Genomic DNA, 18907 nt, shown 5'->3' with positions numbered 1-18907 from the left:
AGCGCCCCGCTCCCCGCGCAACCCCGCCCGGATGTCGCCGCCAGCGACCAAGATGGAGGGATGAGCGACGTGCTCGAGCGGTTCGGCCCTGCCACACAGGACTGGTTCCGCGGCGCCTTCCCGCGGCCGACCGACGCGCAGATCGGCGCGTGGGACGCGATCTCGCACGGAAAGCACGCGCTCGTGGTCGCCCCGACCGGCTCGGGCAAGACGCTGTCGGCGTTCCTCTGGGCGATCGACCGGGTCTTCCGCGAGAAGCAGGCGACGAAGCCCTCGTCCGCGGCGACCGCGCGCAAGCGCCGGGCGGATGCCTCGGCCTCCCCCACCCGCATCCTCTACATCTCACCGCTCAAGGCACTCGGCGTCGACGTCGAGCGCAACCTCCGCTCGCCCCTCGTGGGGATCGGCCAGTCCGGGCGCCGCCTCGGCATCGCCGTGCCCGACGTCAGCGTGGGCGTCCGCTCCGGCGACACGACGTCGAGCGATCGCCGCAAGCTGGTCACCGCTCCACCCGACATCCTCATCACGACGCCCGAGTCGCTGTACCTCATGCTCACGAGCGCCGCCGGCGAGACGCTCAAGAACGTGCACACCGTCATCGTCGACGAGGTGCACGCGGTCGCCGCGACCAAGCGCGGCGCGCACCTCGCGGTGAGCCTCGAGCGCCTCGACGCGACCCTTGAGCGGCCGGCGCAGCGCATCGGCCTGTCCGCCACGGTCCGCCCGATCGACGAGGTCGCCCGGTTCCTCGGCGGATCGGCGCCCGTCGAGATCGTCGCGCCCCGGGCGACGAAGGCGTTCGACATGCGCGTCGTCGTGCCCATCGACGACATGCTCAATCCGCCCCCTCCGCCGGGAACTGCTCCGCTGCCCGCCGACGAGGGCGATCCGGTCGACGAGGACTGGTTCGCCGAAGGCGCGACCGGCGCGAAGACCCGCGCGAGCGGCTCCGGCGAGACCGAGATGACCGGCTCGGTGTGGCCGCACGTCGAGGAGGCGATCGTCGACCGCATCCTGCAGCAGCGGTCGACCATCGTGTTCTGCAACTCGCGACGGCTGGCCGAGCGTCTGACCGGCCGGCTCAACGAGATCTACTCCGAGCGCCTCGGGCTCGACCTGCCCGAGGCATCCGTCCCCGCGGCCATGATGGCGCAGGCAGGTGCGACGGCCGGCGCCGATCCCGTCCTGGCCAAGGCCCACCACGGCTCGGTGTCGAAGGAGCAGCGGGCCCAGGTCGAGGAGGAGCTCAAGTCGGGCGTGCTGCGGTGCGTGGTGGCGACGAGCAGCCTCGAGCTCGGCATCGACATGGGCGCGGTCGATCTCGTCATCCAGGTCGAGGCGCCGCCGAGCGCGGCATCCGGTCTCCAGCGCATCGGCCGCGCAGGTCACCAGGTCGGCGAGGTCAGCCGCGCGGCGCTCTTCCCCAAGCACCGCGGCGACGTGCTGCACACGGCGATCGTCACCGAGCGGATGCTCGCCGGCCAGATCGAGGCGATCTCGATCCCGCAGAACCCGCTCGACATCCTGGCTCAGCAGACCGTCGCCGCCTCCGCCCTCGGACCTGTCGACGTCGAAGGCTGGTACGAGACGCTCAAGCGCAGCGCGCCGTTCCGCTCGCTGCCGCGCTCGGCCTACGAGGCCACGCTCGATCTCCTCGCCGGCCGCTTCCCGTCCGACGAGTTCGCCGAGCTCCGCCCTCGACTCATCTGGGACCGCGATCACGGCACGCTGACGGGCAGACCGGGATCGCAGCGGATCGCCGTGACCAGCGGCGGCACCATCCCCGACCGCGGCCTGTTCGGGGTGTTCGTCGCGGGCGAGTCGCAGAACGCCCGCGTCGGCGAGCTCGACGAGGAGATGGTCTACGAGTCACGCGTCAACGACGTGTTCACGCTCGGCACCACGAGCTGGCGCATCGTCGAGATCACGCACGACAGGGTCAACGTCGTGCCGGCCTTCGGGCAGCCCGGCAAGGTGCCGTTCTGGCACGGCGACGGCATCGGCCGCCCCGCCGAGCTCGGCGAGGCGCTCGGAAAGTTCTCCCGCGAGGTGTCGACCGCCAAGCCCGACAGAGCGGAGGAGCGCCTGCGCGACGCCGGCCTCGACGACAACGCGCAGGGCAACCTGCTCGCCTATCTGGCCGAGCAGCGCGAGTCGACCGGCACGCTCCCGACCGACCGGCAGCTGACCGTCGAGCGCGGCCGCGACGAGGTCGGCGACTGGCGCGTGATCCTGCATTCCCCGTACGGCATGCAGGTGCACGCACCGTGGGCGCTGGCCGTGAACGCGCGCATCCGCGAGCGTCTCGGTGTCGAAGGATCCGCCGTGGCGAGCGACGACGGCATCATCGCCCGGATTCCGGATGCCTCGGCCGAGCCCCCCGGTGCCGAACTGTTCGTCTTCGATCCCGACGAGCTCGAGCAGATCGTGACCGACGAGGTGGGCGGGTCGGCGCTGTTCGCCTCGCGATTCCGGGAGTGCGCGGCGCGAGCTCTCCTCATGCCGCGGCGCAACCCCGGCCGGCGCAGTCCGCTCTGGCAGCAGCGCCAGCGCTCCGCGCAGCTGCTCGAGGTCGCCCGGCGCTACCCGACGTTCCCTATCATCCTCGAGACGCTCCGCGAGGTCCTGCAGGACGTCTACGACGTGCCGTCACTCCTGCGGATCGCGCGCAGCATCGGCGATCGCCGCATCCGCCTCATCGAGACCGAGCCCGCCCAGCCGTCGCCCTTCGCGCGCGACCTCCTGTTCGGATATGTCGGCGCGTTCATGTACGAGGGCGACTCGCCCCTCGCCGAGCGGCGCGCAGCCGCCCTGTCGGTCGACCCGGCGCTCCTGTCGGAGCTGCTGGGCAAGATCGAGATGCGGGAACTGCTCGACCCCGACGTCATGGCGCAGTTCGAGCGCGAGGCGCAGCGGCTCGATCCCGAGCGCCGCGCCCGCGGGATCGAAGGCGTCGCCGACCTCCTCCGCCTGCTCGGCCCGCTCGACGCGGCCGAGATCGCGGCCCGGCTCCAGCCCGCCGACGACCCGCTCGGCACGGCGACGGAGGGCGAGGCATCCGCTCTCCTCGACGCTCTGATCGAGGCGCGTCGCGCGATCCCGGTCACGATCGCCGGCGTCCGCCGCGGCGCTGCGATCGAAGACGCCGGACGCCTGCGCGATGCGATCGGCGTGGCGCTGCCCGTCGGCATCCCCACCGCATTCCTCGAACCTCTGGCAGATCCGCTGGGCGACCTCGTCGCACGGCATGCCCGTACCCACGGGCCGTTCACGGCCGATGCCGTGGCCCAGCGCCTCGGCATCGGCATCGCCGTCGCGCGCCACACCCTGCAGCGCCTCGAATCGCAGGGGAGGCTGACGAGCGGCTTCTTCCTGCCGACGTCGACCGCGGGGGCCGGCGACGACACCGAATGGTGCGACACCGAGGTGCTCCGACGACTCCGGATGCGTTCGCTCGCGGCCATCCGGGGCAGCGTCGAGCCCGTGCCGCAGGACGCCTACGCGCGCTTCCTCCCGGTGTGGCAGCACATCACGAGGCCTCTCGAAGGCGTCGACGGCGTCGCCGCGGTGGTGGAGCAGCTCGCCGGAGTGCCGATCCCCGCGAGTGCCTGGGAATCGCTGATCCTCCCCGCCCGCGTCGCCGACTACGCGCCCGCCATGCTCGACGAGCTCACGGCGTCGGGCGAGGTCGTCTGGTCGGGGCACGGAAGCCTTCCCGGCCGTGACGGGTGGGTGGCGCTGCATCCGGCCGACGCCCTGCCGCTCACCCTCACCGCGGCGGACGACGAGATCGCCCCCGGCTCGCTCGACGAGCAGCTCCTGTCGGCGCTGAGCGCGGGCGGCGGCTACTTCGCGGCCCAGCTGCGCGGACTCACCGGAGCCGAGAACGAACAGTCCGTCGTCGAGGCGCTCTGGCGCCTGACCTGGGCGGGGCGGGTCTCGAACGACACATTCGCTCCCGTCCGCACTCTCGTCGGCGGCGGATCGCAGGCTCACCGCGTCGCGCGCAAGGCACCGCGCACACGGCTCTACCGCGGCGCGGCGGTACGGACCGTCGCGGCGTCGGTCCCGCCCCGTCCGCCGGCCATCGGCGGACGCTGGTCGCTGCTTCCCTCGCCCGAGGCCGACGCGGCCCTGCGGGCGACGGCGGCCGCGAGCCTGCTGCTCGACCGGTACGGCGTCGTCACGCGCGGAGCGGTGCAGGCAGAGGGCCTCCCTGGCGGCTTCGCCCAGGCGTACCGGGTGCTCGCAGGATTCGAAGAGGCCGGGCACTGCCGCCGCGGGTACGTCGTGGAGAAGCTGGGAGCGGCGCAGTTCGCGGCATCCGCCACCGTCGACCGGCTGCGCGAGTACGCCGGGCTCCCTGATCCGCCGCCGCTGCGGGCCGTGACCCTCGCGGCCACCGATCCCGCGAACCCGTACGGCGCGGCGCTCGCGTGGCCGGCCCTCGAGGGGGTCGGGCATCGCCCCGGGCGCAAGGCGGGGGCGCTGGTGGTGCTCGTCGACGGGGCGCTGGTGCTGTACCTCGAGCGCGGCGGCAAGTCCGCGCTCGCATTCACCGGAGACGAGGGCGAGATCACGGCAGCCACGCGCGACCTCGCCGCGACCGCGCGGGCCCGCCGACTCGACACGCTCACGATCGAACAGGTCAACGGCGCGTTCGTGCACGGGACGGGCTGGGGCCGATCCCTCCGCGATGCCGGATTCGTCGAGTCGCCGCGCGGCCTGACGCTCCGGCGGCTGACCGCGGGCGACGCCGAACGTGCGGCACGCCAGGCCGCAGGATCGCCGAATGCCTGAGGGCGACACCGTCTACCGCACCGCCCGCCGGCTCGACGACGTGCTCGCGGGAGCGGAGGTCACCCGATTCGAACTGCGGGTGCCGCAGGTCGCGACGGTCGACCTGACCGGTCGGACCGTGCACGGCGTGGTGGCCCGCGGCAAGCACCTGCTCCATCGCATCGGCGATCACACGCTGCACTCGCACCTCAAGATGGAGGGCGAGTGGCACGTCTACCGCCGCGGCGAGCGCTGGCGGGCTGCAGGGTTCAAGGCACGCGCGGTGATCGGCGCCACGGCGCCCGGCGGCACCGAATGGGAGACCGTCGGCTTCGACCTCGCCGACATCGCCGTCGTCCCCTCGACCGACGAGGCCTCGCTCGTCGGTCACCTCGGCCCCGACCCGCTCTCCGAGGAGTGGGACCCGGGCGAGGCGGCGCGGCGCCTCGCCGCCGACGACCGCCCGGTGCACGTCGCGATCCAGGACCAGCGCAACGTCGCGGGGTTCGGCAACGAGTACGCCAACGAGATCCTGTTCGTCCGCGGCATCCTGCCCACTGCTCCGGCGAGCGGGACGGATGCCGCGGCACTCGTCGACCTCGGCGCCCGCATGATCCGCGCGAACCGCGACCGCCGTGACCGCACGTTCACCGGCGACGCGAGACCCGGCCGGACGACCTGGGTGTATGGACGGAAAGGGCGTCCGTGCCGGCGATGCGGCACGCTCATCCGCGGCGGCGCACTCGGCGCCGACCCGACGAAGGAGCGGATCGTGTTCTGGTGCCCGGTGTGCCAGACATCGCCCGGGCCCCCGTGACAGCACGCGCGGGGCAGCCACCACGGACGATCTGTCGGCGGTTCTTCGCCGATGTCAGGCTCATGAGACGCCGCTCCGTCGGGAGCGGCCCGAAACCCCGCGGTTTCCTGACCGTTACACAACTCCGGACGATCTGTCAGGGCGAGGCCCTGCGCACCCCGGATCGTCCGGTTCGGCGACCGCCGCATTGCGGGGTGCGAGCGGCCGATATTGAATACCCCACACATCCACCCCCGGCCGCGCAACGTCGCGCGGCCCGCGAGCAAGAGGACCTCACCAGGTGACCACGGCGACTGACGCGGAGACGGCTCCGGCGACCAACCCCGTCTCGACAGAGGGCCGCGGTGCGGTGATCCTCGACAGGATCACGAAGCGGTACGGGGATCAGCTCGCCGTCGACGACCTGTCACTGACGATCCAGCCAGGCGAGTTCATCTCGCTGCTGGGTCCATCCGGCTGTGGAAAGACCACGACCCTGCGCATGATCGCCGGGTTCGAGCATCCGGACTCCGGAGACATCAGCGTGTCGGGACGCTCGGTGCTGAACGCACCGCCGTACCGCCGCGACGTCAACACCGTCTTCCAGGCGTACGCGCTCTTCCCGCACCTGTCGGTGGCCGAGAACGTCGCCTACGGCCTTCAGCAGCGACGGACTCCGAAGTCCGAGATCCGCGAGAAGGTGACGCAGGCCCTCGATCTCGTGCAGATGCGCCGGTTCGGCGACCGCAAGCCCACGCAGCTCTCGGGCGGGCAGCAGCAGCGCATCGCGCTCGCCCGCGCCCTCGTCAACCGCCCCGCCGTGCTCCTCCTCGACGAGCCGCTCGGCGCCCTCGACCGCCAGCTGCGTGAAGAGATGCAGCTCGAGCTCAAGCTGCTCCAGTCGCGTCTGGGCATCACGTTCGTCTTCGTGACCCACGATCAGGGCGAGGCGCTCTCGATGAGCGACCGGATCGCGATCATGCGCGCGGGCCGCATCGAGCAGCTCGCCGACGCCGACACCGTCTACGCACGACCGGCGTCGGCGTACGTCGCCGCGTTCGTCGGGCAGCAGAACTTCTTCCGCGGCGGGATCGCCGAGTCGGGCGCCGCCATCGCCTCGCCGCACGCACTCGTGCGAGCCGCGGGCGCGACGCTCTCCGGCGTCGCGCAGGGCGAGGCGGCCGTCCGGCCGGAGTACATCCGCATCGAGGCCGACGGCGGCGCGACGACCTCCGCGCCCAACGTGGCGCGAGGCGAGCTCATCGGTGTCTCCCACCTCGGCGACACGATGCAGTACCTGGTGCGACTCGGCGACGACCAGAGCCTCATCGTCCGCCGCCCCACACCCGACGCGCCGTCGCTGCAGGTCGGCGATGCCGTCGTCTGCAGCTGGGCCGCGCACCACGTGATGCTCTTCCCCGCCGACGACGCCGCCCAGGAGGGCGGCTACGTCGCACCGCCGACGCTCTGACCTTCCTGCACAACACCACAGCCGCAGCATCCGCTGTCCCCCCGGCTCCCCGACCCGAACCAGGAGACCCCGATGACCGATTCCCCCAACCCTCTCCGCATCCTCGCCCCCGAGGGCTCGGCCCCGGCCATCGTCCGCGAACTCTCGCGTCGCCGCTTCCTCAGCATCGCGGCGATCGCGGGCGGCGCGGCCGCGCTGGCGGCGTGCTCGCCGTCCGGCGGAGGATCGCCGCAGCCTCAGGCGACCGGCGGCACGCTCGAAGACAACGTCTCGGTGTACACGTGGGGCGACTACGACTCGCCCGACGTCGTGTCGTCGTTCACGTCGGAGCTCGGCCCGAAGGTCACGCTCGACTCGTACAGCTCCAACGAGGAGCTCATCGCCAAGCTCGTCGCGGCGAAGGGCACGTCGGGATACGACATCGTCGTGCCGACGGGCGTCTTCATCCCGCAGATGATCGAGAACGGCCTCCTGACGAAGTTCAACAAGGACCTCCTGCCGAACATGGCGAACATGGATCCGGCGTACCTCGGTCGCGCCTGGGACCCGGGCAACGACTACTCCGTCTGCAAGGCGTGGGGCACCACCGGCTACGTCTACGACAAGACCGTGATCACGCGCGAGCTCACCACGTGGGCCGACTTCTTCGACGCCGCGCAGAACGAGGCGAGCGGCAAGACGTCGATGTCGGACGACCCGGCCGGCATCATCGGCTCGTACTTCTGGGCGAACGACATGGATTGGAACACCGAGGACCCGGAGGAGCTCGAGGCTGCCCGCCAGTTCCTCGTCGAGGAGATCGCGCCGCACATCTCGGCGTTCGACTCCTACCCCGGCACCAACGCCATTCCGCAGGGGACGCAGGTGCTGCTGCAGGCGTGGAACGGTGACGCGCGACTCGGACTCCAGGAGAGCAGCGACCCCGATCGCTGGCAGTGGGTGCTCCCCGGCCCCGTCACCGAACTGTGGATGGACAACTGGGCCATCGCCGCGGGCGCCCCGCACCCGGAGGCGGCGCACGCGTTCATCGACTACTCGATGTCGCCCGAGAGCCTCGCGCTCAATCTCGACTACATCGGCTACAACGTCGGGGGCAAGGACATGGAGGCCGCAGCGGTCGAGGCCGGCCTCGACTACACCGACCTGATCTTCTTCACGCCCGAGCAGCTCGAGACGATGCACGAGCAGGAGCTCAACGACTCGCAGACCACCCGCGTGGAGATCTACAACGAGATGAAGGCCGCGGCTGGTGCGTAGTCGCTCTGCGGGGGCCGCGCTCGCCGCTCCGGCGTGGGCGTGGCTCCTGCTTTTCTTCGTCGCCCCCGTCGCGATGGTCGTGTACTTCAGCTTCGGGTACAAGCCCGGCGTGTTCGGCACGCACGCGACCGACATCCTGTCGTTCGACCGCTATGGCGAGGCCCTCTCGCCCACGTTCTTCGCGACGTTCCAGAACACGCTGTGGGTCGGCATCCTCGGCACGGTCCTGTGCTTCCTCATCGGGGCCCCGGTCGCGTACTGGATGGCCTTCAAGGTGCGCCCGTCGCGCCGCGGCATCCTCATCGCCCTCGTCCTGGTGCCGTTCTGGACGAACTTCCTCGTCCGGACGATCGGGTGGCAGGTCATCCTGGCCCCGGAGGGGTGGCTCTCGACGGTCCTGCAGGGCATCGGCGTCCTGGACGGGCCGCTGGCCCTGATGTACACGAGGACCGCCGTGGTCATCGGCGTCGTCTACAACTACCTGCCGCTGATGATCCTGCCCCTGTTCGTCGCGTTCGACCGCGTCGGCCCGGCGCTGCGTGAAGCGTCGAAGGACCTCGGCGCCGGCAAGTGGACGACGTTCTTCCGCGTCACGCTGCCACTGTCGCAGCCGGGCATCATCGCCGGCGTGCTTCTCGTCTTCATCCCGCTCATGGGCGATTACATCACGGCCACCGTGCTGGGCGGCGCACAGGGCAACATGGTCGGCCAGCTCGTCGCGAGCCAGTTCCAGACCGCACAGAACTGGGCGCTCGGCTCGGCGATGGCCGTGCTGCTCATGCTCGTGATCATGCTCACGATCGGCTTCGCGGCCGTCGTCATCTGGCTCGCGACGCTGCCGTTGCGCATGCGCAGCCGTCTCGTGCTCGGGCCGGCTCCCGAGTCGGTGCGAGCGGATGCCGCGACCACGACCCCCGCGGAGGTGGCGTCATGACCAGCACCGAGACCGAGACGATGCTCCGCGCTCAGTCCGCAGCACAGCCGGGCGCACGCGTCAAAGCGCCGAAGGCCACCCGCTCCTGGTCGGATGTCGCGTTCGCCGTGTGGGGCGTGATCGTCATGCTCTTCCTGTTCCTGCCGATCATCGTCATCGTCATCTACTCGTTCAACACCGGGCGACTGCTCGTGTCGTGGGACGGCTTCGGCTTCGACGCCTTCCTCACGATCCTCGAGAAGCCGGCGATCCAGAGCGCCGTGCGCGTCTCGCTGATCACGGCGTTCATCGCCGCGATCATCGCGACCGTGCTCGGCACGCTCGCCGGCATCGCAATGGCGCGCCATCCCGGCAAGTGGGTGTGGTGGTTCCTCGGGCTCCTCCTCCTCGTGTCGGTCACCCCCGAGATCGTCGACGCGGTGGCGCTGCTGCCCTGGATGGTGTTCCTCGGCCAGGACGTCGGACTCGGCATGTTCAACGACGGCATCGTGCGCCTCTCGATCGGCTCGTCGCTGTTCGCGACCGCCGTCGTGTCGTACATCGTGCGCGCGCGCCTCGTCGGCATGGACGCGAATCTCGAAGAGGCGTCGGCCGACCTCTACGCGAAGCCGATCACGACGTTCCGCCGCGTCACGCTCGCCCTTGCGATGCCGGCCGTGCTCGCCGGCTTCCTGCTGGCGTTCACCCTGAGCCTCGACAACACGATCGTCGCGGCCTTCGTGCAGGTCTCGGGCACGACGCCGTGGCCGGTGTACGTGCTGAGCGCGGTGCGCTCGGGACTGCGCCCCGAGATCGCGGCCGTGTCGACGATCATGCTGCTGCTCACTCTCGTGGCCCTCGCCCTGGTCGCGCTGGTGCTCAAGCGTGCAGGAGACTCGGCGACGCAGATCGCCCGCACGATGACCGGCGGCTGACCCGCCCCTGCGCCGCACGGCCGTGGCGCGGCATCCGTCCCCTCGACACCGGAGGTACCCCCATGCCCTACGCCGACCTCGTCTTCTCGGGCGGCCCCGTCTTCACGGCGAATACGGTCCGCTCGCGCGCGAGCGCCGTGGCCGTGTCGGGCGGGCGCATCGTCGCGGTCGGCGGCGACGAGGTCCATGACCTCGTCGGCCCGAAGACCGAGCTCGTGGATCTGCGCGGGCGGATGCTGCTGCCGGGGTTCCAGGACGCGCACGTGCATCCGGTCTGGGGCGGGCTCGACATGCTGCGCTGCGACCTCGCCGGTCTCGGGACCGCCGCGGAGTACCTCGAGGCCATCGGCGCATACGCCGCCGATCACCCGCACGATGAGTGGGTCCTCGGCGGCGGGTGGCAGATGTCGGCGTTCCCCGGCGGCACGCCGACCGCCGCCGCACTCGACGCCGTCGTGCCCGATCGTCCGGCGTTCTTCCCCAATCGCGACGGCCACGGGGCATGGGTCAACTCCGCCGCGCTGCGCCTCGCCGGCATCGACCGCGACACCCCCGATCCGGCCGACGGCCGCATCGAGCGCGATGCCGGCGGCCGCCCGTCGGGCACGCTGCACGAGGGCGCGATGGGTCTCGTCAACCGGCACCTGCCGGAGGAGCCGCTGGAGCGGCTGACGGAGGCCCTCCTCGTCGGACAGCGGTACCTGCACTCGTACGGGGTCACGGCCTGGCAGGACGCGATCGTCGGGTCGTACGGCGACGCCGGCGACCCCGCACCGGCGTACCTCCGGGCCGCGGCGGACGGCACGCTGACCGCCCGCGTCGTCGGCGCGATCTGGTGGGACCGCACGCGGGGCCTCGAGCAGATCCCCTCGATCCTCGAACGCCGCGAGCGCTACCGCGGCGGCCGCTTCGCCGCGACGAGCGTGAAGGTCATGCAGGACGGGGTGGCCGAGAACTTCACCGCCGCGATGCTCGAGCCTTACTGCGACGGGCACGGCCACTTCACCGACAACTCGGGCATCTCGTTCGTCCCGCCCGAGATCCTCAACGAGGCCGTGCCGCTCCTCGACGCCGAGGGCTTCCAGGTGCACTTCCATGCCATCGGAGACCGCGCCGTCCGCGAGTGCCTCGACGCGGTCGAGCACGCGATCGCCCGCAACGGCCGCGGCGACAACCGACACCACATCGCGCATATCCAGGTCGTCCACCCCGAAGACATCCCCCGCTTCCGCGAGCTCGACGTCGCCGCGAACATGCAGTCGCTGTGGGCCGCCCTCGAGCCGCAGATGGTCGATCTCACCCTGCCCTTCCTGGGCTCGCCGCGCGATGCGTGGCAGTACCCGTTCGGCGACCTGCTCCGCGCCGGCGCCGTGCTCGCCGCCGGGAGCGACTGGTCGGTGTCGACGCCCGACCCGCTCGCAGCGATTCACGTCGCCGTCAACCGCATCGCCGCGCCCGGGCACGAGGAGGGCGAGTACGAGGCGTTCCTCCCGGAGCAGGCGATCGACCTCGCGACGTCGCTCACCGCGTACACCGCCGGGTCGGCCTGGGTGAACCACCTCGAGGAGACGACCGGCACCGTCGAGCTCGGCAAGCACGCCGACCTCGTGGTGCTCGATCGCGATCCCTTCGATCGCCCGGTGGACGAGATCGGCGCGACCCGCGTGCTGCAGACCTATGTCGAAGGACAGCGCGTGTACGCGGCGCCCGACGCCTGACAGGCCGTCCGGTGGGTCGCCGGGTTCGCGACAGGCCGGGGCTCGCGTGCCTCGGCGCGCGCGGCGAGGATGGGAACAACGACCGAACAGGGAAGTGATACCCGTGGGCACGACCGTCTTCGAACGACAGCGGCCGGCAGCATCCGCCATCCAGCACAGCCTCGCGCAGGCGCGTCAGAGCGTGTTCTGGCTCGACGACCTGCCCGAGCCGCCCACGCGGCCCCGCGTGCCGGCCGAGTCGACGGCCGACCTCGTGGTCGTCGGCGCCGGGTATACCGGCCTGTGGACCGCGCTCCAGGCGAAGCGCCGCGACCCCGGGAGCCGGGTCGTCGTGGTGGAGGCGCGCACGGTCGGCTGGGCGGCGTCCGGTCGCAACGGCGGCTTCTGCGAGGCGAGCCTCACGCACGGCCGCGACAACGGCCTGAGCCGCTGGCCCACCGAGATCGACCGTCTCGACGAGCTGGGTCTCGCGAACCTCGACGCGATGGGCGAAGACATCGCCCGCTACGGCATCGACGCCGACTGGGAGCGCACCGGTTCGCTCGGCGTCGCCACCGAGCCGCACCAGATCGAATGGCTCGACGACTGGGCGGCGGATGCCGCGGCCCGCGGCGACGACTCCGTGAAGCGCCTCACCCAGGCCGAGATCCAGGCATCCATCGCCTCTCCGACGTATCTCGGCGCCGTGTGGGAGACCGAGTCGACCGCGCTCGTGCACCCCGGCAAGCTCGCGTCCGGCCTCGCCCGCGCCGCCGAGGAGGCCGGCGTGGAGATCTTCGAGGGATCGCCGGTCCACGCGATCGACGAGGCGGGCGAGTCCGTCAAGGTCGTGACGACCCACGGCCGCATCACTGCGAAGCGGGTCGCGCTCGCGACGAACGTGTTCCCCTCGATCCTCAAGCGCAACCGGCTCATGACCGTGCCGGTCTACGACTACGTGCTGATGACCGAGCCCCTCACGGACGACCAGCTCGACGAGATCGGCTGGGGCGACCGTCAGGGGATCAGCGATCTGGCGAACCAGTTCCACTACTACCGCCTCAGCCGCGACAACCGCGTGCTGTTCGGCGGCTACGATGCCGTCTACCACTACGGGCGCCGCGTCCGCTCGCAGTACGAGGAGCGTCCCGAGACCTTCGAGCGGCTCGCGAGCCACTTCTTCACGACGTTCCCACAGCTCGAGGGCCTGCGATTCACCCATAAGTGGGCGGGCGCCATCGACACGTCGACGCAGTTCTGCGCGTTCTTCGGAACGGCGCGCAAGGGCCGGATCGCCTACGCCGCGGGCTTCACCGGGCTCGGCGTCGCCGCGACCCGCTTCGCCGCCGACGTGATGCTCGATATGCTGTCGGGCGAGCGCACCGAGCGCACCGAGCTGGAGATGGTGCGCAGGCGCCCGCTGCCGTTCCCGCCAGAGCCGGCCGCCGCGATGGGCATCAACGCGACCCGGTGGTCGCTCGACCGCGCCGACCACGACCGCGGCCGACGCAACGTGCTGCTGAAGACCCTCGACGCCCTCGGGCTGGGGTTCGACTCATGACCCGCCTGAGCGCGGGGACGGTGACGGATGCCGCGCACCTTCCGGTCGCGTACGAGCCCGTCGACGACGACCAGGTCGTGGCGGGAGCGCCCGCGACCCGGTACGTCGAGTTGGACGAGGCGTCCGGCCGCTCGATCGGCGTGTGGGAGATGACCGCCGGCGCGATGCGCGACGTCGAGGCCGACGAGGTGTTCGTCGTGCTCGCGGGCGACGCGACCGTGGAGTTCGACGACGCCGCACTGCCGGCGATCGAGCTGCGACCGGGGTCGATCGTCCGCCTCGAGGCGGGGATGCGCACGGTCTGGACCGTGCGCGAGACCCTCCGCAAGGTCTGCATCGCGCCATAGCGGCCCTCCGTGCCGGGAGCTGCCCAGGAGCGTTCCAGATCCAGAAGCCGGCCCCACCCATGGTCCTGAGGTGACGGCGCGGCGTTTCTCCTGATTGTGGAACGTCGGCGCCCGCCGGCATCGGGCGGAGTGCGCTCGGGTCAGCGCCCCGCGGAGCGCCGGACCAGCAGCGCGATGTGAAGCGCGGTCTGCGTCTCGCCGTCGTCGAGATCGACGCCGAGGAGCTCCTCGATGAGCGCGATCCGCTGGTAGAACACCGAACGGGACAGGTGGGACGCGGATGCCGCGGCCGTCCGGTTGCCCGGATGCGCCAGCATCGCCTCCAGCACGTCGAGCAGGTCGCCGCCGCGCGTCAGGTCGTGCACGATCAGCGGGGCGAGCATCCGCTCCCCGTGCTCGAGCACGCGATGGTCGTCGCGCAGCGCGGTGACGAGCTGGACGAGCGGCCGGTTCTCGGCACGGCGCAGGTGCGGCCCCTTGCCGGTGCGGCGACGGCGTCCGCGGGCGAGGTCGACGGCGTCGTGAAGCGAGGCGAGCGCGGCATCGAGTCCTTCGGCCGCGCGCCCGACCGAGACGGTCATCCGGTCGGCGTCGCCTCCCGGCTCGACGAGCGCCGCCGCGAACGAGACGGCCGCGGCATCGTCGAACACGGTGTCTGCGGGCACCGAGAGCAGCATCGCCGTCGCGGGCGCGGCGACGCCGTCGGGCGCCGATCCGGCGACCGTCCGGCCGCGGAGGGCGCGAGCCGCGGCATCCGCTCGCTCCGCCGGCACGACGCCACCCGACACGACGATGCCGTACAGCGTCGCGGTGCGCAGGGGCAGACCGGCGGCCTCGAGCCGGGCGGCGGCCCCGCCCGCTCCCGCGAAGCGCCCGGAGAGCAGTCCGTCGATCAGCCGGCGGCGGCCGATCCGGCCCCACTCGTCGGACTCGCCGTCGGCGAGGCGGCCGACCGCGAGCGCGATCGCTCCCTGCTCGAGCACGGCCGTGCGACCGGCGGCATGGTCGGGTCCCGGAAGCGCGATGAGGGTGCCCCAGCGGATGCCTCGCGCCTCGACGGGCACGATGAGCCAGTCCTCGGGTCCCGGCACCGCTGCGCGCTCGCGCCGCTGTTCGGCGCGGCGGTGGGCGGACCGGGAGCGCAGCTCCCACTCGGTGAACAGCTCCTCCTCGAGCGCGAGGGGCACCTCGGCCGCGACGACCTCGTGCCCGCGGTTCTCCAGGATCACCGGGGCGCCGAGGGTCTGGGCCAGCTGGTGCACGATGAAGTCCGCCGGCGACCCGCGCAGCACGAGGGCGGTGAAGCGCTCACGCACCTCGTCTCGTGCGCGCAGAGCGTCGGTCTGACCGGCGATGATCCGGCCGTGGACGGCTTCGGTGATCGTGACGAACTTCAGCTCGCGGTGGAGCACGATGAATGCGAGCCCGCGCTCGCGGGCCGCCTCGGCGAGCACCGCGGGGACGTAGCGGTAGTGCGTGCCGAGCTCGAGGATGAGACCCGAGAGCCCGGCGTCGGCGAGCTCTCCGACGAACCGGCGGAGGTCGGCGGGATCTTCGGGCCAGGAGGACCCGGTCGACAGCAGCAGCTCGCCGCCGTCGAGCAGGCGGGCCACGCCGGCGCTGTCGGAGACGTGCAGCCAGCGCACCCGCGCGTCGAGGGCGTCGTCGCCGACGAGCACCTCCGGGACGCCCTGGACGACGGCGTCGAGGGAGATCACCTCACGCACCGTCGGGAGGGTCTCCTGGGCTGATCTGTCGATCGGACGATCCGTCTGGTTCATTCGATCTTCGCGACGGTCGGGCACCGTTGCCACCCTTTCTGCTCTGCCAGGCTGGGTCCCACACAGCCTAGACCACTCCGGTCGATCTGTCCGGACACCCCTTTCAGGAGCCCTTCATGAGCCTCATCCGCCACCTCGTCGACGGTCGCGAGACCGGCAGCAGCCACCGCACCGGCCGCGTGTTCGACCCGGCGACGGGCGCCGTGCAGAGGGAGGTCGCCTTCGCCACGAGCGCGGAGGTCGAGCTGGCCATCGCCGCCGCCAAGGCGGCACTCCCGGGGTGGCGTGCGACGGGGCTGATCAAGCGCGCCGACGTGTTCTTCCGCCTGCGCCAGCTGCTCGTCGAGCGTCAGGACGAGCTCGCCGCGATCATCACGGCCGAGCACGGCAAGGTGCTCTCCGACGCGAAGGGCGAGATCAGCCGAGGCATCGAGAACATCGAGTTCGCGGCCGGGCTGGTGCACCTGCTCAAGGGCGAGCGCAGCGAGCAGGTCGCGCGGGGCGTCGACGTGCACTCGGTCAAGCAGCCCGTGGGCGTGGTGGGCGCGATCACGCCGTTCAACTTCCCCGTGATGGTCCCGCTGTGGATGACGGCATCCGCCATCGCGTGCGGCAACACGGTCGTGCTGAAGCCGAGCGAGAAGGACCCGAGCGCGTCTGTGTTCCTCGCGAAGCTGTACGAGGAGGCCGGGCTGCCGGCCGGGGTGCTCAACGTGGTCCACGGCGACAAGGAGGCCGTCGACGCCATCATCGACTCCCCCGACGTCCGTGCCGTCAGCTTCGTCGGCTCGACCCCCGTCGCGCGCTCGATCTACCAGCGCGCCACGGCGCAGGGCAAGCGCGTGCAGGCCCTCGGCGGCGCCAAGAACCACATGGTCGTGATGGCGGATGCCGACCTCGACGCCGCTGCCGACGCCGCCGTCTCGGCAGCATACGGTTCGGCCGGCGAGCGCTGCATGGCCGTGTCGGTGCTCGTCGCCGTCGGTGACGACGTCGCCGACGCGCTCGTGGCCAAGGTCGCGGAGCGCGTGGCCGAGCTGAAGATCGGCGCGGGCACCGACCCGGCCTCGGAGATGGGGCCGCTGATCACCCGCGAGCACCGCGACAAGGTCGCCTCGTACGTCACCGGCGCTGCTGCCGAGGGCGCCACGGTCGTGATCGACGGCACGACGAAGCACTTCGACTCCGACGGGTTCTTCATCGGCGTCTCGCTCGTCGACCACGTCACGCCCGGCATGAAGGTGTACGACGACGAGATCTTCGGCCCCGTGCTCTCGGTCGTGCGCGTCGAGACCTACGCGGAGGCGGTCGACCTCATCAACGCCAACGCGTACGCCAACGGCACCGCGATCTTCACCCGCGACGGCGGCACCGCCCGGCAGTTCGAGGTCGACATCGAGGTGGGCATGGTGGGCATCAACGTGCCGATCCCCGTGCCGGTCGGCGCGTACTCGTTCGGCGGGTGGAAGAACTCGCTCTTCGGCGACTCGCACATCTACGGGCCGGAGTCGGTGCACTTCTACACGCGGTCCAAGGTCGTCACCACCCGCTGGCCCGACCACACCCCCTCGCAGGTCGACCTCGGGTTCCCGAGCAACCACTGACCCCTCCCGCCGCCACGTCCCCCTGACCGGAGCCGCCGCCATGACCGACACCCTCTCCCGCACCGCCGCCTTCACCGCCATGGACGGCTCCGCGCATCCTCTGCCCGACCTCGAGGCCGACGCACGCGTGCGCGCGGACGATCGCGGCCACGTGTTCCACTCATGGAGCGCGCAGGCGCTGATCGACCCGCTGCCCGTGGCCGCGGGCGAGGGCTCGACGTTCTGGGACTATGCCGGCAACTCCTACCTCGACTTCAGCTCGCAGCTGGTGAACCTCAACCTGGGGCACCGGCATCCGGATCTGGTCGAGGCGATCCGGCGACAGGCGGGCCGTCTCGCGACGATCCAGCCGTCCATGGCGAACGACGTCCGCGGCGAGCTCGCCCGGCGCATCGCCGGGGTCGCGCCCGAGGGCATGGAGAAGGTCTTCTTCACCAACGGCGGCGCGGACGCCAACGAGAACGCGGTCCGCATGGCCCGTCTCGTCACCGGGCGTCGCAAAGTGCTGTCGATGTACCGCAGCTACCACGGCAACACCTCGACCGCGATCGCCCTGACCGGCGACCCCCGACGCTGGCCCAACGAGCCGGCCGACGGCTCGGTCGCGAAGTTCTTCGGCCCCTACCCGTACCGGTCGGCGTTCCACTCCAGCTCGCCCGAAGAGGAGGCGCAGCGTGCGCTCGACCACCTCGAGCAGACGATCGTCCTCGAGGGCGCGTCGACGATCGCGGCCATCGTGATCGAGACGATCGTCGGCACGAACGGCGTTCTCGTCCCGCCGCCCGGCTACCTCGCGGGCGTCCGCGAGCTGTGCGACCGGTTCGGCATCGTCTACATCGCCGACGAGGTCATGGTCGGCTTCGGCCGCGTGGGCGAGTGGTTCGCCTTCCAGGCGTTCGACGTCGCGCCCGACCTCATCACCTTCGCGAAGGGCGTCAACTCGGGCTACGTGCCGCTCGGCGGCGTCGTCATCTCGGATCGCATCGCCGCGCATTTCGACACCCTCGCCTTCCCAGGCGGTCTGACCTACTCCGGGCACCCGCTCGCGTGCGCCGCGGGGGTCGCCACGTTCGAGGTGTTCGAGCGCGACGGCATCCTCGAGCGCGTGCGCGACCTCGGCTCGCGCGTCGTCGAGCCTCGTCTGCGCGACATGGCGACGCGGCATCCGTCCATCGGCGACGTGCGCGGCATGGGGCTGTTCTGGGCCATCGAGCTGGTGAAGGACCGCGAGACCCGCGAGCCGCTCGTCCCGTTCAACGCGAGCGGAGCGGATGCCGCGCCCGTCGCAGCAGTCGCCGCAGCGTGCAAGCGCGACGGCGTCTGGCCCTTCACGCACTTCAACCGGGTGCACGTGGCGCCGCCGCTCGTCATCGCCGAGGACGACCTGGCGCGCGGACTGGACGTGATCGACCGCGCGCTCTCGCTCGCCGACGAGCACGCCCGCTGACTCGCTGAGTCGGGCGGGCGGAGATCCGGCTTCAGTCCACCCGGCGGTAGCGGATGTGCGTGGCCAGCGGCGAGTGCAGCACCTCGACCGGTTCGAACCCGAACGATGCGACGCCGTCGAAGATCCGCTCGCCCGATCCGAGCAGGACGGGGGCGATGTCGAGTGTGAGCTCGTCGACGACCCCGGCGATGAGCGCCTGCCGCACGGTGGAGGCGCCGCCCGCGATGTCGACGCCGAGGTCGCCGGCGGTCTCTCGCGCCCGCGCGTATGCGGCGTCGAAGCCGTCGGTGACGAAGTGGAACGTCGTCCCGCCCTCCAT

General features: G+C 71.5%; 12 protein-coding genes and 1 pseudogene. 11 read left to right on the top strand and 2 right to left on the bottom strand.

What is annotated here, in order from left to right:
- The first annotated feature begins 60 nt into the window (after nt 1–60).
- The 9 genes from EER34_RS08375 to EER34_RS08335 all read left to right on the top strand — a co-directional run bounded on the left by EER34_RS08375 (nt 61) and on the right by EER34_RS08335 (nt 13756).
- A complete protein-coding gene (locus EER34_RS08375) occupies nt 61–4800 on the top strand; it encodes an ATP-dependent helicase (RefSeq protein ID WP_127474023.1) in 4740 nt (1579 codons plus the stop codon).
- Nucleotides 4793–5596, top strand: coding sequence for a DNA-formamidopyrimidine glycosylase family protein (locus EER34_RS08370; protein ID WP_127474022.1), 804 nt, complete (start codon nt 4793–4795; stop codon nt 5594–5596). Before EER34_RS08375 ends, EER34_RS08370 begins: the two co-directional genes overlap by 8 nt.
- A 280-nt stretch (nt 5597–5876) precedes the next feature.
- On the top strand, nt 5877–7046 hold the full coding sequence (locus EER34_RS08365; protein ID WP_127474021.1) for an ABC transporter ATP-binding protein: 1170 nt from the start codon (nt 5877–5879) through the stop codon (nt 7044–7046).
- 72 nt (nt 7047–7118) lie between these two features.
- Entirely contained in the window at nt 7119–8303 is a 1185-nt protein-coding gene (locus EER34_RS08360; protein WP_127474020.1) for a polyamine ABC transporter substrate-binding protein, read from the top strand.
- Complete coding sequence (locus EER34_RS08355; protein ID WP_127474019.1) at nt 8296–9237, top strand: ABC transporter permease; 942 nt, start codon at nt 8296–8298, stop codon at nt 9235–9237. The genes EER34_RS08360 and EER34_RS08355 overlap by 8 nt, the downstream gene beginning before the upstream one ends.
- Entirely contained in the window at nt 9234–10151 is a 918-nt protein-coding gene (locus EER34_RS08350; protein ID WP_127474018.1) for an ABC transporter permease, read from the top strand. Before EER34_RS08355 ends, EER34_RS08350 begins: the two co-directional genes overlap by 4 nt.
- A 62-nt stretch (nt 10152–10213) precedes the next feature.
- The gene (locus EER34_RS08345; protein ID WP_127474017.1) at nt 10214–11869 is read left to right on the top strand and encodes an amidohydrolase; all 1656 of its coding nucleotides are present in this window, start codon (nt 10214–10216) and stop codon (nt 11867–11869) included.
- Nucleotides 11870–11972: 103 nt separating this feature from the next.
- Nucleotides 11973–13409: an NAD(P)/FAD-dependent oxidoreductase gene (locus EER34_RS08340; protein ID WP_127474016.1), complete on the top strand. Its 1437-nt coding sequence runs from the start codon at nt 11973–11975 to the stop codon at nt 13407–13409.
- Nucleotides 13406–13756: a cupin domain-containing protein gene (locus EER34_RS08335; protein WP_127474015.1), complete on the top strand. Its 351-nt coding sequence runs from the start codon at nt 13406–13408 to the stop codon at nt 13754–13756. Before EER34_RS08340 ends, EER34_RS08335 begins: the two co-directional genes overlap by 4 nt.
- Before the next feature lie 140 nt (nt 13757–13896).
- Here the strand turns inward: EER34_RS08335 and EER34_RS08330 are convergent, their stop codons facing one another.
- Nucleotides 13897–15537, bottom strand: a complete 1641-nt coding sequence (locus EER34_RS08330) for a PucR family transcriptional regulator (protein WP_240642190.1) — start codon at nt 15535–15537, stop codon at nt 13897–13899.
- A 116-nt stretch (nt 15538–15653) separates the two neighbouring features.
- Between EER34_RS08330 and EER34_RS08325 the strand changes: the two genes are divergently transcribed.
- Both EER34_RS08325 and EER34_RS08320 read left to right on the top strand, forming a co-directional pair.
- Nucleotides 15654–17141, top strand: coding sequence for a CoA-acylating methylmalonate-semialdehyde dehydrogenase (locus tag EER34_RS08325; protein ID WP_127474014.1), 1488 nt, complete (start codon nt 15654–15656; stop codon nt 17139–17141).
- Nucleotides 17142–17181: 40 nt separating this feature from the next.
- Entirely contained in the window at nt 17182–18588 is a 1407-nt protein-coding gene (locus EER34_RS08320; protein WP_420845969.1) for an aspartate aminotransferase family protein, read from the top strand.
- Between the two features lie 31 nt (nt 18589–18619).
- On the opposite strand, the pseudogene EER34_RS08315 reads toward EER34_RS08320, so the two are convergent.
- Nucleotides 18620–18907 (bottom strand): annotated as a pseudogene (locus EER34_RS08315) (dihydrofolate reductase family protein); the annotation flags it as partial.

The sequence above is a fragment of the Microbacterium sulfonylureivorans genome (assembly GCF_003999995.1).
In the GTDB taxonomy this organism is placed as follows: Bacteria; Actinomycetota; Actinomycetes; order Actinomycetales; family Microbacteriaceae; genus Microbacterium; species Microbacterium sulfonylureivorans.
This window is presented reverse-complemented; position numbering and strand designations above follow the sequence as displayed.

What these genes read in the sequence shown, in the direction of transcription:
- EER34_RS08370 (WP_127474022.1), top strand. Translation starts at nt 4,793, where the DNA reads ATGCCTGAGGGCGACACCGTCTACCGCACCGCCCGCCGGCTCGACGAC.
- EER34_RS08335 (WP_127474015.1), top strand. Translation starts at nt 13,406, where the DNA reads ATGACCCGCCTGAGCGCGGGGACGGTGACGGATGCCGCGCACCTTCCG.
- EER34_RS08360 (WP_127474020.1), top strand. Translation starts at nt 7,119, where the DNA reads ATGACCGATTCCCCCAACCCTCTCCGCATCCTCGCCCCCGAGGGCTCG.
- EER34_RS08375 (WP_127474023.1), top strand. Translation starts at nt 61, where the DNA reads ATGAGCGACGTGCTCGAGCGGTTCGGCCCTGCCACACAGGACTGGTTC.
- EER34_RS08320 (WP_420845969.1), top strand. Translation starts at nt 17,182, where the DNA reads ATGACCGACACCCTCTCCCGCACCGCCGCCTTCACCGCCATGGACGGC.
- EER34_RS08350 (WP_127474018.1), top strand. Translation starts at nt 9,234, where the DNA reads ATGACCAGCACCGAGACCGAGACGATGCTCCGCGCTCAGTCCGCAGCA.
- EER34_RS08345 (WP_127474017.1), top strand. Translation starts at nt 10,214, where the DNA reads ATGCCCTACGCCGACCTCGTCTTCTCGGGCGGCCCCGTCTTCACGGCG.
- EER34_RS08330 (WP_240642190.1), bottom strand. Translation starts at nt 15,537, where the DNA reads ATGAACCAGACGGATCGTCCGATCGACAGATCAGCCCAGGAGACCCTC.
- EER34_RS08325 (WP_127474014.1), top strand. Translation starts at nt 15,654, where the DNA reads ATGAGCCTCATCCGCCACCTCGTCGACGGTCGCGAGACCGGCAGCAGC.